Raw genomic sequence first — 13,678 nt, 5'->3', positions numbered from 1 at the left:
GGATGATGAACTTCATTTTTCGCGTCATTCTTCTGCTCCTGGGGTTGGTTTTCGCGGCCAGCCTGGCGGCGGCGGTCACGCTGTTGGCCGCTGTGTGGGGCGTGCGCTACGCCTGGGGCCGGATCACGGGCAAGCCCGTGACGCCCTGGATGGCCTCGATGGGTGGGCGCTTCGACCCGCGCTCGGGCTTTGAGCGTTTTCGCAATGCGGCAAAGCCGGCCGAACCCAACGCCGCGGACGTGGCCAATGCGCGCGCGCGCGGCGAATCGGTGCGCAGCCCGCTGTCGCTGCGTCCGGCCGGCGACGTGACCGACGTGCGGGCCCGGCCTGCTCGCGGCGAGTAAGCCGCCCCGGCACCGATCAGGCGCGGTACAGCGCCTCGATTTCTTCCGTGTAAGCCTTGTAGATGCTGGAGCGCCGCACCTTCATGGTTGCGGTGACTTCGCCGTCGTCGTGGTCCAACTCTTTTGTGAGCAGGTGAAAACGCCGGATCTGCCACACCTGCGCGAGCTTGTCGTTGCCGCGTGAAACTTCCGATTCGATGAGCGCGCGCACGCGCGGCTCTTCCACCAGCGAGCGGAAATGCGTGAACGGAATGCGCTCCGCCTCGGCCCACTTGCCCACCGTTTCGTAGTCGATCTGCAGCAGCGCGCCGACGAACTTGCGTCCGTCCGCCACCACGATGCATTCCTTGATGAAAGGGCTGCCCTTCATGGTGTTCTCGATTTCCGAGGGTGTGAGGTTCTTGCCGCCGGCCGTGATCATGATGTCCTTGAGCCGGTCGACGATGCGCAGTTGGCCGTCTTCTTGCCGCACCACGTCGCCTGTGTACAGCCAGCCGTCGCGTATGGAGGCGGCGGTGGCCTCGGGGTTCTTGTAGTAGCCCTCGAACACCATGTCGCCGCGCACCAGCAGCTCACCCGCTTCGCCGATGCGGTGTTCGGTGCCCAGCGTGGGCACGCCGACGGTGCCTATCTTCACGGCATCGCGGCGATGGCCCGCGATCATGCCGGTCGATTCGGTGAGCCCGTACACCTCCACCAGCGGCACGCCCAGCGTGCGAAAGAAGCGCACCACGTCGGGCGGAATCGGCGCCGCGCCGGTGAGTGCAATGCGCGCGCGCCGCAGGCCGATGAAGTTCTGCAGCGCGCGCAGCACCGTCCAGTAGTGCAGTGCGAAGCGGCCGCGCTCGGCCACGGTCCATGTGTTGCGCGGCTTTTCGGCCAGCGGCGCGCAGGCGGCAATCGCACGGTTGAACAGCGCCCGTTGCAGCCGGCCGGCCTCCTGCATCTTGATGCTGATGCCGGCGTGCAGCTTTTCCCAGATGCGCGGCACGCCCAGGAACATGGTGGGCGCGACTTCGCGCAGGTCTTCCTGCACGGTGCGGATCGATTCGCCGAAGTTCACCTGCGAGCCCAGGTACAGCGGCACAAAGGCCGTGAGCATCTGCTCGGCCACGTGGCACAGCGGCAGGTACGACAGGTGCGTGGTGTCGCCGTCCAGCGCCAGCCGCTCGACGATGCCGGGCACCACGCCCCGGATGTTGCGGTACGAGATCATCGCGCCCTTGGGCTTGCCGGTGGAGCCCGAGGTGTAGATCATCAAGCCGATGTCGGCCAGCGTCTGGCGCTCGAGCGCGGCGTCGACGAGTGCGGTGCCGTCGCGCGCCTCGGCCTCGGCGCCGGCCTGCTCGACTTCCGCGAAGGTCGAGACAAGCGCGCGCACCTCGGGCGGGTAGCTCGCGAGGCCCTTGGTCTCGATCACCACGATCCTGCGCAGGCGCGGCAACTGGTCGATGGCGTCCAGCACCTTGTCGGTCTGCTCCTGGTCCTCGCAGACGATCACTTCGATGTCCGCATGCGCGACCACGTAGGCCACCTCGTTGCTCGGGCTGGTCGGGTACACGCCGACGGTGACCGCGCCGGTCAGCCCCGCGCCCAACTGAGCGATCAGCCATTCGACCCGGTTCTCCGAAATCACGCCGAGGTGGCCGCCCGGCGCAAGGCCCATCGCATGCAGCCCAAGGCCGAAGTGCGTGGCGCGCCGCAGGTAGCCGCGCCAGTCCAGCGGATGCCAGATGCCGAAGTCCTTTTGGCGGATTGCGATGCGATGGGGCCGCAGCCGCGCCTGCTCGCGCAGCATCTGCGGCAAGGTGAGCGAGGGAAGCGCAGCATCGGTCATGAGAGCCAGCGCTTGCGGCGCTTGTAGTGCTTGAGCGCGCGGAAGCTGCGCGACTCGCCGCTGCCGCCCACGCCAAGGTAGAACTCGCGTACATCGGGGTCGGCGGCGAGCCGCTCGGCGCTGCCGTCGATCACCACCTTGCCGCTTTCCATGATGTAGCCCGTGTGCGCAATGGCCAGCGCCACGCTCGCGTTCTGCTCGACCAGCAGCATCGAGGTGCCGCGCTCCGCATTGATGCGCGCGATGATCGTGAAGATGTCCTCCACCAGCTTGGGCGAGAGGCCGAGCGAGGGCTCGTCGAGCAGGATGAGCTTCGGTTGCGCGACGAGCGCGCGGCCGATGGCCAGCATCTGCTGCTCGCCGCCGGAAAGGTAGCCTGCCAGGCCCTTGCGGCGTTCGTGCAGGCGGGGGAAATAGGCGTACACATCGTCGAAGTTGCGCGGGGTTGCGGTGCCTGTGCGGCCCGTCAGCGCATAGGTTGCGGCCACGAGGTTCTCCTCGACGGTGAGGTCCTCGAAGATGCGCCGGCCTTCCATCACATGGCTGAGCCCCCGCCGCACGAGTTGCTGCGGCGCGAGCTGTGCGGTGGGTGCACCGTCGAATACGATGCGGCCCGCTTCCACCTCGCCGTCCTCCAGCGCCAGCAGCCCAGACACCGCTTTCAGCGTGGTCGACTTTCCTGCGCCGTTGCTGCCCAGCAGTGCCACGATCTGTCCGCGTGGCACGGCGAGCGACAGCCCGCGCAGCACCTGCACGACCTTGTTGTAGACCACCTCGATGTTGTTGACCTCCAAGACAAGGTCAGCCCTTTCGAAGGCGGGCGCAGCCGCGGACAGGTTCATGGTTCAGTTCAGCGAGATCCAGTCCGAGGCCGCCACCATCTTCTGCGCCTTCATGTCGGCCTTGTAGACGCGGCCCACCGGAATCGAGTTGCCCTTGATGGTGATCGGCGTGCCGATGATCCCGCCGGTGTCGAAGTCCTTGATGGTGTTGAGCGAGGCCTTCAGGTTCTTGCCGTCCAGCGGCTTGCCCGCATCCAGGGTGCGCTTGGCAGCCTCGGTGAACAGCATGGCCGTGAGAAAGCCCTGCGTGTAGGCCGTGCTCTGGTACTCGGGGCGCAGCGCACGGATCTTGTCGAGCATCGGCGCCTTGGCCGAGGTGTCGTAGTAGTAGCGGTAGGGCATCACGCCCATGAAGCCGTCGGCGCCTTCGCCCATCTTCATGACGGTGGAGCTGTCCATGGTCCAGAAGGTGCCCATCCATTTGCTGGTCATGCCCATCTGCTTGCCCTGCTGGATGAACTCGGGGATCGGCGCGAGGATGTAGCCGTGGAAGATGGTGTAGTCGGGCGCGGCCCGGCGCAGCTTGATGACTTCGGTCGACACGTCGACGCTGCCCGGCGGTGTCATGAGCTTGACCGGCACGGTGAGGCCCAGCTTCTTGGCGGCCGCCTCGCTGGCCTCGATCGGGTCGCGGCCAAACTCGGAGTCGGAGTACACGAAGGCCACCTTGGCACCCGGCTTCTCCTTGGCGATGTGGCGCAGCAGGATGCCGAACTGTTCGGTGTAGTCGGGCCCGACCAGGAACTGGTTGGGGTACTTGGCGGAGTCGTTCAGCTCGGTTGCGAACGATGCGCCGGCCATCAGGATCTGGCCGTTGCGGTCGAGCTCGGGGTTGATGGTCTTGGAGAAGCCGGTCGAGTCGCCGTAGTAGAGGTTGACCTTGTTCTGGCTCGTGATCTTCTTGAAGGCCGCCACCGACACGTCGACCTTGTAGCCCGTGTCTTCGGGCACGTAGCGCAGCTTGCGCCCCTTGATGCCGCCCGCGTCGTTGACGATCTTCACGTAGTCGGCAATGCCGGCGTTGATGCCGACGCCCGCAAAGGCGAACACGCCGGTCATCGGAATCGAGCCGCCGATGACGATGTCTTCGTTACCCTGCGCGCTGGCAGCAAATGGAACAGCGGCTGCGAGGCCGGCGGCAATCAGCAATGCGCGGCGGTGCTGGAAAAGCTTCGGTGTCTTGGGCATGCGTGTCTCCTGCGGTCTAGTTACGGAAGGGCCATAGATGAAAGAAGCGGCGGATGCGCCGCCACACTTCTGCGAGCCCATGCGGCTCGAACACCAGAAATCCGACGATGAGCAACCCGAACACGACGGTGCGCACGGGTGAGAGAAACACGGTCATCTCGACACCGCCCGGCAGCAGGTCGACCACCAGCTTGAGCAGCTCGGGCACCATGGTCATGAACACCGCGCCGAAGATCCCGCCGAGGATCGTGCCCATGCCGCCGACGATGATGGCGGCCAGGAAGAAGATCGACATCAGGAGCGGAAAGCTCTCGGGCGTGACCACGCGGAAGAAGTAGGCCCACAGCCCGCCCGCCACGCCGGCATAGAACGACGAGAGCCCGAACGACAGCAGCTTGTAGCGCAGCAGTGGAATGCCGAGCACCTCGGCCGAGATGTCGCGGTCGCGGATGGCGATGAAGGCGCGGCCCACGCGCGTGCGAAACAGATTGGCTGCGCCCAGCACCATGAGCACCATCACGGGCACGATCACCCAGTAGAGGCGGAACGACGTGTCCAGCGGCAGCCCGAAGAACTGCGCCGGCGGCAGGGAGAGGCCCGAGGTTCCGCCCGTGAGCTTGAGGTTGGCGAACAAAAAGTGCGCAATGAATGACGCGGCAATGGTTGCGATGGCCAGGTACAGGCCCTTCACCCGCAGCGAGGGAAGGCCGACGACCAGCCCGCCGAGCATGGCGACGATGCCGCCTGCGACGATGTTCAGCACGAAGGGCGTGCCTAGCCGGGTCTGCATGATGGCGACGGTGTAGGCGCCCAGGCCCATGAACGCCGCCTGGCCCAGGCTCACCAGCCCTGTGTAGCCGGTGAGGATATTGAGGCCCGTGGCGCTGGCCACGTTGATTGCGACAAGGCAGGCGAGATAGAGCCAGTAGTCACTGGCCATGAACGGGAACAGCACCAGCAGGGCTGCGCCGATTGCCAGCCATGCCTTCTGGGTGCGTGAGTCGAACAGCGCCGCATCGGCTGTGTAGCTTTGCTTGAGGGTGCCTATGCGCATCGGTTTTCCCTCTTCTTGCGGGTTTTGCGCTGCTGTTCGGGGCGCGTGCAAAGGCCACCGGATACTCCCCTCCGCGAATGTCCCCCGCCTTCGGCTCCTCCTTTATTTCGCTGCGGGGAGCACCCGGTGCCCTGTGCACTGGGGCACGCTCTGGGTGTACCGCTGATCAACGACTGCTCCGTATAACGCACCCGCTGGCGGGGTGCCTTGCGCAGCGAAATAAAGGAGGAGGCCGCAGGCCGGGGGACATTCGCGGAGAAAGGTACCCCGTCGGCGGGGGCGCACCCTGAACAACAAGCCCTAACCACGTTCCAGCGTGCAAAAGAGAGAGTCATCTCAAAGCCTCTCGATCTCATGCGTGCCGAACAGCCCATAGGGCCGCACCATCAGCACGAGCACCAGCACGATGAAGGTTGCGAGAAGCTTGTATTCGCCGCCGAGATACGAGCCCGCGAGCGCCTCCACCAATCCGATGAACAGGCCGCCGACCAACGCGCCCAGCACGCTGTCGAGCCCGCCTACGATCACCACCACCAGCACCGACAACCCGAACACGCCCATCGACGACGAGATGCCGCCAATGGCGCCGACGATGATGCCGGCCACCGCGGCGATCATGGCCGAGGCCACCCATGCGAGCGAGAACACGCGGGGTACGTTGATGCCCATCGAGTACGCCGCGGCCTGGTCCGACGCCGTGGCCCGCAGCGCCACGCCGCCGCGCCAGAAGCGGAACAGCAGCAGCACCAGCCCGATCAACACCACGGCAATCAGTGCGCCATAGGCAATCTTGGGAGCGAGGAACGCGTCGCCGATCATCACCGGTGCGTTGGGCAGGAACTCCGGCAGCCGGCGCTGGTCGGCGGTCCAGATGATCTCCACCAGCCCCACCAGGATGGACGCGAGCCCGACCGTGACCATGAACACCGAAATCGGCGGCTCGCCCAGGAGCGGCCGGATCATGGTGCGTTCGATCACCGCGCCCAGCAGCCCTGTGCCGATCACCGAGCCCAGCACCGCGAGCCAGATCGGCAGCGAGAAGCTCGCGGCGAAAGCAAAGAACAGGTACGCGCCGATCATCAGCATCTCGCCGATGGCGATGTTGACCACGCGCGTGGCCTTGTAGACCAGCACGAAGGCCAGCGCGGCCAATGCATAGAGGCCGCCGCCCGCGATGCCCGTGAGGGCGATTTCGAAGAGATAGGCCCAATCCATCATGCGGCCGCCTGCGCCATGGACTCGCCGCGCAGCTTGCGCCGCAGCTCGCCGACATCGCCCGCGCCCAGGTAGGCGCGAATCACTTCGGGGTCGGCCTGCACCTGCGCCGGCGTGCCCTGCGCAATGACCTGGCCGAAGTTGAGCACCACCACGTGGTCCGACAGGTCCATCACCATGCCCATGTCGTGCTCGACCATCAGCACCGTGACGCCCCACTCACGACGCACGTCGAGGATGAAGCGCGCCATGTCTTCCGTCTCTTCGCGGTTCATGCCGGCCACCGGCTCGTCGAGCATCAGCACCTTGGGCTGCATTGCCAGTGCGCGCGCCATTTCCACGCGCTTTTGCAAACCGTAGGGCAGGGCGGCCACGGAGGCGTGGCGGATGTGATCGATCTCGAGGAAGTCGATGATCCGTTCTTCCACGTCGCGGCGCAGCTCGGCCTCTTCGCGCCGCGCCCGGCCCAGGTAGAAGAGGGCGTCGAACACATTGGTCTTCAGGTGTGCATGCCGGCCGAGCTTGATGTTGTCGAGCACCGTCATGCCGCGGAAGAGCGCAATGTTCTGGAAGCTGCGCGCCAGCCCGAGCGCCGCCCGCTTGGGTGCGGGCAGGCGGGTGATGTCCTCGCCCTCGAACAGCACGCGGCCCTGCGCGGGCTTGTAGAAGCCCGATATGGTGTTGAAGAGCGATGTCTTGCCCGCGCCATTGGGGCCGATCACCGCGGTGATCGAGCCCGCGGCCACGCCGAAGCCCACGTTCGTCAGCGCCTTCACGCCGCCGAACGAAAGCGTCAACGCCTCGACCTGCAGCACGGTGGAGGCAGAGGCGGGAGAGGCGTCCCGTGAGGGCTCGTCAGGCATGGCTCGCAGCGTTGGGATAGGGTCAGGGTTTGTGTCCAGGGGCAGAAAAGCTACTGGCCCGTAAAATTCCTACTGGCGGGTAATGTCACAGTTCGCCGCATCGCGCGGCATCAGGACTTTCCCCGCCCGCACAAACCCCATGCCCCGCCCAGCCCTCATCGCATCCTCCATGGCTTCTCCCTGGGAGCCCGCGGACAAGCGCGCGCAGCAGCGCGAGCTCAAACGCAACGCCGTGCTGCAGACGGCCGCGCAGCTCTTCAACGAGCGCGGCTTCCATGCCACCTCGCTCGACGACATTGCCGAGCGGCTCAATGTCAGCAAGCCCACCGTCTACTACTACGTCGAGAGCAAGGACCAGATCCTGCTGGAGTGCGTGAAGATTGCGCTCGACCTCATGCAGGCCGGCATCGACGAGGTGCGCGCCGCGGGCGGCAGCGCCATCGACCAGCTCAAGGCCTGCATGCGCATCTACTCGAGCGTGGTGACGCAGGACTTCGGCATGTGTGTGATCCGCATCGGCGAAGACCCGCTGCCAGATCCGCTGAAAAAGGAGCTGCGCGGCCTCAAGGCCGGTATCGACGGGCAGTTTCGCCGGCTCATCGCGGAAGGCGTGGCCGAGGGCTCGCTCGCGCCCTGCGATCCGAAGATGGCGGCTTTCATGCTGGCCGGCGCGCTCAGCTGGATCGGCCGCTGGTACCGCCCCGACGGCGACCTCACGCCCGACCAGATTGCCGACCAGGGCATCGAACTGCTGTTGAATGGCGTACTGCATCGCCCGGCCGCCGGCGCGCGCCGAAAGCCCGCCGCGGTAAAGGCCCGGTGAGCGCCCGCCCAAACGAATCTTTTCCAATCCAGGAGACCCGCCCCATGACCCAACGCGACATCTTCGTGGTCGGCACCGCCCGCACCGCCATCGGCACCTTCGGCGGCTCGCTGAAGGATGTGCCCAACACCCAGCTGGCCACCACCGCAGTCAAGGCGGCCATCGAGCGCAGCGGCGTTGCGGCCGATGCCATCGGCCACGTGGTGATGGGCAACGTGATCCCCACCGACGTGAAGGACGCCTACCTGAGCCGCGTGGCAGCCATCGACGCGGGCTGCCCCATCGAGACGCCGGCCTTCAACGTCAACCGCCTCTGCGGCTCGGGCCTGCAGGCCATCGTGTCGGCGGCGCAGGCCATTGCGCTGGGCGACTGCGACATCGCCATTGGCGGCGGCTCGGAGTCGATGAGCCGTGGCCCGTACTTCGACACCTCGGCCCGCTACGGCGCGCGCATGGGCGACGCAGTGCTGGTCGACTACATGCTCGGCATCCTGCATGACCCGTGGGAGAAGATCCACATGGGCATCACCGCCGAGAACGTGGCCGCGCGCTACGGCATCACGCGCGAGCAGATGGACGAGCTGGCCGTGGCCAGCCAGCAGCGCGCCGCCGCCGCCATTGCCGCGGGCCGCTTCAAGGAACAGATCGTTCCGGTGGAGGTCAAGACGCGTAAGGGCGTCGTGCTGTTCGACACCGACGAGCACGTGCGCGCCGACACCAGCGTCGATACGCTCTCGAAGATGAAGCCCGCCTTCAAGAAGGACGGCCTCGTGACCGCCGGCAATGCCTCGGGCATCAACGACGGCGCCGCCGCCGTGGTGCTGGCAGAGGGTGGCCGCGTGAACGCGCTGGGCCTCAAGCCGCTGGCGCGCCTGGTCGGCTACGCGCACGCCGGCGTGGAGCCCGCCTACATGGGCATCGGTCCGGTGCCCGCCACGCGCAAGGTGCTGGAGCGCACCGGGCTGAAGGTGGGCGATTTCGACGTGATCGAGTCGAACGAGGCCTTTGCGGCGCAGGCCTGCGCGGTCATCAAGGAGCTGGGCTTCGATCCGGCCAAGGTCAACCCCAACGGCTCGGGCATTTCGCTCGGGCATCCGGTGGGCGCGACCGGCGCGATCATCACCACCAAGGCGATTGCCGAGCTGCACCGCACGGGCGGCCGCTACGCGCTGGTGACGATGTGCATCGGCGGCGGCCAAGGCATCGCGGCCGTGTTCGAACGCGTTTGAAGGCACACTTGCGGGCATGCTCCGCCCACCCATCCTGATCGACCCCGACGAGGTCGAGATCAGCGCCATCCGGGCGCAGGGCGCGGGTGGGCAGAACGTCAACAAGGTGTCGAGCGCGGTGCACCTGCGCTACGACATCCACGCGAGTTCGCTGCCCGCCGACGTGAAGGAGAGGCTGCTCGCGCTGCGCGACAGCCGCATCACGCAGGAGGGCGTTTTCGTGCTGAAGGCGCAGCAGCACCGCACACAGGAGATGAACCGCGCCGACGCTCTGGCGCGCCTGCAGGCCGTGGTCGATAGCGTGGCCACGCCGCCGCGCGTGCGGCGCCCCACCAAGCCCACCTACGGCTCGAAGCAGCGCCGGCTCGAAGGCAAGAGCCAGCGCTCGCAGATCAAGAACCTGCGCGGGCCGGTGCGGGACTGACCGGCTTGCCGCCGCGCAGCCGCTTGACCTGCAGCGTCAAGCCGATCAGGTACAGCGCGCCGAGCACCGCGGTGATCGCCTTGAGCTCAGGCGCATCGGCGTTCGGCAACAGCGGGGCGCCCAGCGGCAGGCGCGTCAGGGTTTCGGTAAAAGCCGGAATCCAGTGGAACAGGAAGCTTGCCGAAAAGGCCGCGGCTTCGATGTAGCGAGACGCCTGGCCGAAGAAGGCGCCGCGCCCGGCGGCCGCCCCTAGGGCGAGCGCTGCGAGCGTGAGGATGCCCAGTGCATGCGGCTTGCCGAAGCCGCCGTGCTGGAAGATGCCGAAGCCCGTCAGGCAAGTCAGCACGGTGGTCCACACGAAGATCCGGCCCCAGCCGGTGCGCAGCGTGATTTCCTTGTAGCGGAACAGGGCGATCAGCCCCGCGATCACGGCGATCAGGCTGATCGCGGTATGAACAATGCCAAGGGACGTGAGTCCCAGCCATCCTGTCGCTGCCATGCCGGATCTCCTCGGAGTCGTGGTCGCGAGATTCTGCCGGCCGGTGGGCAATTTGTCTCCTTCATTAAGGCCCCGCTAAGCTGCCTGACACGGGCCGCAAGCACAATAGGCGCCATGAGAGCCCTCTTTTGCCGCGCCTTGCCGGCTTTGCTGCTTGCCCTGGCCGCATTGGCCCTGACGGGGTGCGGGCCGGCTTCCGAGGGCAGCCCGGCTGCAATCGGCGCGGTGCAGGAGCTCAAGTGGGAAGAGCTCGTTCCCAAGGACTGGGACCCGACAAAGCGCTACCGCAACATCAGCCTGGAATCGCTGCGCGACAACGATCCGCGCGCGGTGCAGATGCTCGACGAGATGCGTGCCGTTTGGGACAACGCGCCGGTCAACGTGGCGCTCGACGGCACCGCTGCGCGGCTCTCGGGCTTTGTGGTGCCGCTGGACGACACGCAGGGCGGTATTCGCGAGTTCTTGCTGGTGCCCTATTTCGGTGCCTGCATCCACACCCCGCCGCCGCCCGCCAACCAGATCGTGCACGTGATCGCATCCGATACGGTGAAGGGCCTGCATGCGATGGATACGGTGCGCGTCAGCGGGCTGCTGAAGGCGGCGCGTTATTCCTCGGCGGACATGGGCGTGAGCGGCTACGAGATCAAGTCGGCCTCGGTCGAGCCCTTTGTCGCGGCGCGCTGAGCCTCGTCAGCCCATGCGCTGCGAAAGAAAATCCAGAAACGAAGTGATCCGCGCCGACAGCTGCGTGTTGCGGTAGTACACCGCATTGACCGGCTGGCGCACGTCGACCGTTTCCTTGGCCAGCACTTGCACCAGTGCACCGCTTGCGCGGTCGGCGCCGGTCATGAAATCGGACAGGCAGACGATGCCCGTGCCCGCCAGTGCCAACTGGCGCAGCGTTTCGCCGCTCGAGGCGGCGAGCGTGGGCGTGATGGTCCACTCGTCGCCATGCACGCTGCGCAGCGGCCAGCGGTTGAGCGATTCGGGCTGCGTAAAACCCAGCAGTGCGTGGCCGCCCAGGTCTGCCACCTTGCGCGGCTTTCCGTGCGCTTCGAGGTAGGCCGGGCTTGCGAGCACGCGCAGCCTGTGCGTGCCGAGCGGACGGGCGTGCAGCGTGGAGTCGCGCAGCGGCCCGATGCGGATCGCAATGTCGGTGCGGCGCTCCAGCAGGTCGATGGGCAGGTCGTCGGTGTCGAGCTCCAGGCTGATCTGCGGAAACAGCCGCCGGAACTCCGGCACCAGCGGCACGATGGCATGCAGCATGAAAGGCGAGGCCGCGTTCACCCGCAAGCGTCCGGCGGGCTGCTGGCGCCGCGCGGCAAGCTGCTCTTCCGCTTCGTCGATGGCGTCGAGGATGGCGCGCGTGTGCAGCAGGAAGGCGGCGCCTTCTTCCGTGAGTTCGAGCCGCCGCGTAGTTCGCCGCAGCAGCGTGGTTTCCAGCTTCTGCTCGAGCCGGCTCAGCGCGCGGCTGATGCCCGACACCGTCTGCGAGAGCTGTTCTGCGGCCGCGGTGATGGAGCCGGTGTCCACCACGGCGCGAAACGCGACCAGTTCTTCGATGGTGGTCTTCATTGCAAGAAGTGCCGCCTGTCAGGCGACGGCTTCGCCCTGTACCGGCGCGGGAGGCACCGCTTCGGCGGCCTGCGTCAGCGCCGCCAGTGCCTCTGAATCGGTGCGGTAGCTGAAGAGCATCGGCCCGGGCGCGAGCAGTCCAGCACGCTCCAGCACCTGCATCGCGGGCAGCTTCAGCCCGCTCAGATGCAGCCGCACGCCCTTGGCTTCCATCATTCGCCGGATGGAGCCGAACACTTCGGCCCCCGTAATGTCTATGCGATTGATGGGCTGGGCGAAGAGGCACACGTCCGTCAGGTCAGGCCGCTCGGCCAGCGCGACCGTGAGCGCGCGCTCGAGCGTGGAGGCCGATGCGAAGTCGAGCTCGGCATCCATGCGCAGCGCGTACAGATGCGGCGCCAAGGGCGGCAGTTTCCAGAGATTGCGGTCGCGCAGGCTGCCGTCGGGGTGCAGGCCCACCTCGATGATGCGCGGATGCAGGTGGCGGTACATGTAGTGAGCCAGGCTCGCGAGCAGCCCGCCCAGCACGCCCCAGTAGATGCTGGGCGCCGTGGCAATCGTCAGCACGAAGGTACCGAACGCAATGCCCGCCTCGATGCGCGACACGCGCCAGAGCGCGGCAAAGCTCGCCGGCTTGACCAGCCCGAGAATGGCCGTGACCACCACCGCCGCCAGCACCGCCTGCGGCACGTGATAGAGCAGCGGCATCAGCCACAGCAAGGCGCCGGCCACCACCGCCACGCTGAACAGCGTCGCCCACCCGGTCTGCGCGCCCGCATACAGCGTGATGGCCGAGCGCGAGAACGACGAGCTGGTGGGAAAGGCGCCGGAGAAGCCCGAGGCCAGCTTGGCCAAGCCTTGGCCGATGAGATCCTGGTTCTCGTTCCAGAGCGTGCCCGCGCGCGCGTTGTCGACCTTGGCGCTCGATGCGGTCTCGAGAAAGCTCACCAGCGTGATCATCAGCGCCGGCAGCACGAGTGCGCCGAGCGTTGCTGGCGGCAGAACTCCCGGCCAATAGAACGAAGGAAGGCCCGAGGGCAGGCTGCCCACCACCGCGCCGCCACGCAATGCGTAGTTGAGCGCCCAGCTGATGGCCGCGGCTCCAGCCACCAGCGCCATGGTGGTGGGGAAGCGCGGCGCCAGGCGCTTGCCGAGCCACAGCACCGCAATGCTGCCGAGCCCGAAGGCAACGGCCACCAGGTCGGGCGGCGGGCCGCCCTGCAGCACCTGCGGAATGGTGCGCCCGGTGAAGCCCAGCAGCGCCGGCAATTGCGAAATGGCGATGAGCACCGCGGCACCTTGCGTAAAGCCGATCAACACCGGCGAATTCACCAGCCGCAGCAGCCAGCCGAAACGCCCGGCGCCCAGCACGACCTGGATGGCACCCGAAATCAATGTGAGCCACACCGCCATCGCCACCCATTCGGAACTGCCGGGCACCGCCAGCGGCGCAAGCGATGCGCCCACCAGCAGGCTCGTGAGCGCCGTGGGCCCGACCGACAGCCGCTGCGATGAACTGAAGATCACCGCAACAAGCGCCGGGAAGAGCGCCGCGTAAACACCGGTGACCAGCGGCATGCCCGCCAGGGCGGCGTAAGCCACGCCTTGGGGAATGACCATCAGCGCCACGGTAATGCCCGCCATGGCCTCGTTGCGCAGCAGCGCAGCCGAGGGGCGCGGCCAGGCGAGGCAGGGAACCCAGCGCGAGAGGCGTTGGCGCAGGGAAGAAGAAGAGGGGGAGGCTGCCGGATTCATGAATAAGGAGGGGCACTCTGTTCCGGCGTC

Annotated in this window: 14 protein-coding genes; 5 read left to right on the top strand and 9 right to left on the bottom strand. The window is 66.9% G+C overall.

Going from position 1 to position 13,678, the window contains the following annotated elements; genetic code table 11:
- The first annotated feature begins 5 nt into the window (after positions 1–5).
- Positions 6–344, top strand: a complete 339-nt coding sequence (locus V9L20_RS01380) for a hypothetical protein (protein ID WP_337295210.1) — start codon at positions 6–8, stop codon at positions 342–344.
- 16 nt (positions 345–360) lie between these two features.
- Here the strand turns inward: V9L20_RS01380 and V9L20_RS01375 are convergent, their stop codons facing one another.
- The 6 genes from V9L20_RS01375 to V9L20_RS01350 form a co-directional block, all read right to left on the bottom strand.
- Complete coding sequence (locus V9L20_RS01375) at positions 361–2,181, bottom strand: AMP-dependent synthetase/ligase (protein ID WP_337295209.1); 1,821 nt, start codon at positions 2,179–2,181, stop codon at positions 361–363.
- Positions 2,178–3,023 (bottom strand): ABC transporter ATP-binding protein, encoded by an 846-nt coding sequence (locus V9L20_RS01370; RefSeq protein WP_337295208.1) that lies wholly within the window; start codon positions 3,021–3,023, stop codon positions 2,178–2,180. The genes V9L20_RS01375 and V9L20_RS01370 overlap by 4 nt, the downstream gene beginning before the upstream one ends.
- A 3-nt stretch (positions 3,024–3,026) precedes the next feature.
- Complete coding sequence (locus V9L20_RS01365) at positions 3,027–4,211, bottom strand: ABC transporter substrate-binding protein (protein ID WP_337295207.1); 1,185 nt, start codon at positions 4,209–4,211, stop codon at positions 3,027–3,029.
- A gap of 16 nt (positions 4,212–4,227) precedes the next feature.
- Positions 4,228–5,265 carry a branched-chain amino acid ABC transporter permease gene (locus V9L20_RS01360; protein ID WP_258505324.1) on the bottom strand — a complete coding sequence of 346 codons (1,038 nt, stop codon included), beginning with the start codon at positions 5,263–5,265 and terminating at the stop codon, positions 4,228–4,230.
- A gap of 336 nt (positions 5,266–5,601) precedes the next feature.
- Positions 5,602–6,483, bottom strand: coding sequence for a branched-chain amino acid ABC transporter permease (locus V9L20_RS01355; protein WP_337295206.1), 882 nt, complete (start codon positions 6,481–6,483; stop codon positions 5,602–5,604).
- Entirely contained in the window at positions 6,480–7,343 is an 864-nt protein-coding gene (locus tag V9L20_RS01350; protein WP_337295205.1) for an ABC transporter ATP-binding protein, read from the bottom strand. Before V9L20_RS01350 ends, V9L20_RS01355 begins: the two co-directional genes overlap by 4 nt.
- 169 nt (positions 7,344–7,512) lie before the next feature.
- Here V9L20_RS01350 and V9L20_RS01345 point away from each other — a divergent pair, with 169 nt between their 5' ends.
- Genes V9L20_RS01345 through arfB form a run of 3 tightly spaced genes read left to right on the top strand, consistent with a single transcriptional unit; the run spans position 7,513 to position 9,819 of the window.
- A complete protein-coding gene (locus tag V9L20_RS01345) occupies positions 7,513–8,166 on the top strand; it encodes a TetR/AcrR family transcriptional regulator (protein WP_337295204.1) in 654 nt (217 codons plus the stop codon).
- Positions 8,167–8,210: 44 nt separating this feature from the next.
- On the top strand, positions 8,211–9,395 hold the full coding sequence (locus V9L20_RS01340) for an acetyl-CoA C-acyltransferase family protein (RefSeq protein ID WP_337295203.1): 1,185 nt from the start codon (positions 8,211–8,213) through the stop codon (positions 9,393–9,395).
- 16 nt (positions 9,396–9,411) lie between these two features.
- Positions 9,412–9,819 (top strand): alternative ribosome rescue aminoacyl-tRNA hydrolase ArfB, encoded by a 408-nt coding sequence (arfB, locus tag V9L20_RS01335; RefSeq protein WP_157613180.1) that lies wholly within the window; start codon positions 9,412–9,414, stop codon positions 9,817–9,819.
- Here the strand turns inward: arfB and V9L20_RS01330 are convergent.
- Entirely contained in the window at positions 9,788–10,318 is a 531-nt protein-coding gene (locus V9L20_RS01330) for a hypothetical protein (RefSeq protein WP_337295202.1), read from the bottom strand. The two genes, arfB and V9L20_RS01330, sit on opposite strands and share 32 nt — an antisense overlap.
- Positions 10,319–10,432: 114 nt before the next feature.
- Between V9L20_RS01330 and V9L20_RS01325 the strand changes: the two genes are divergently transcribed.
- Positions 10,433–11,002, top strand: coding sequence for a DUF3299 domain-containing protein (locus V9L20_RS01325; RefSeq protein ID WP_337295201.1), 570 nt, complete (start codon positions 10,433–10,435; stop codon positions 11,000–11,002).
- Between the two features lie 6 nt (positions 11,003–11,008).
- Here the strand turns inward: V9L20_RS01325 and V9L20_RS01320 are convergent, their stop codons facing one another.
- Entirely contained in the window at positions 11,009–11,893 is an 885-nt protein-coding gene (locus V9L20_RS01320; protein ID WP_337295200.1) for a LysR family transcriptional regulator, read from the bottom strand.
- An 18-nt stretch (positions 11,894–11,911) separates the two neighbouring features.
- On the bottom strand, positions 11,912–13,648 hold the full coding sequence (locus tag V9L20_RS01315) for a SulP family inorganic anion transporter (protein WP_337295199.1): 1,737 nt from the start codon (positions 13,646–13,648) through the stop codon (positions 11,912–11,914).
- Positions 13,649–13,678 lie beyond the last annotated feature (30 nt).

The sequence above is a fragment of the Variovorax sp. CCNWLW225 genome, assembly GCF_037204045.1.
GTDB lineage: Bacteria > Pseudomonadota > Gammaproteobacteria > Burkholderiales > Burkholderiaceae_C > Variovorax.
Note: the sequence above shows the minus strand (reverse complement) of the source record. Positions and strands in the feature narration are given on the sequence as shown.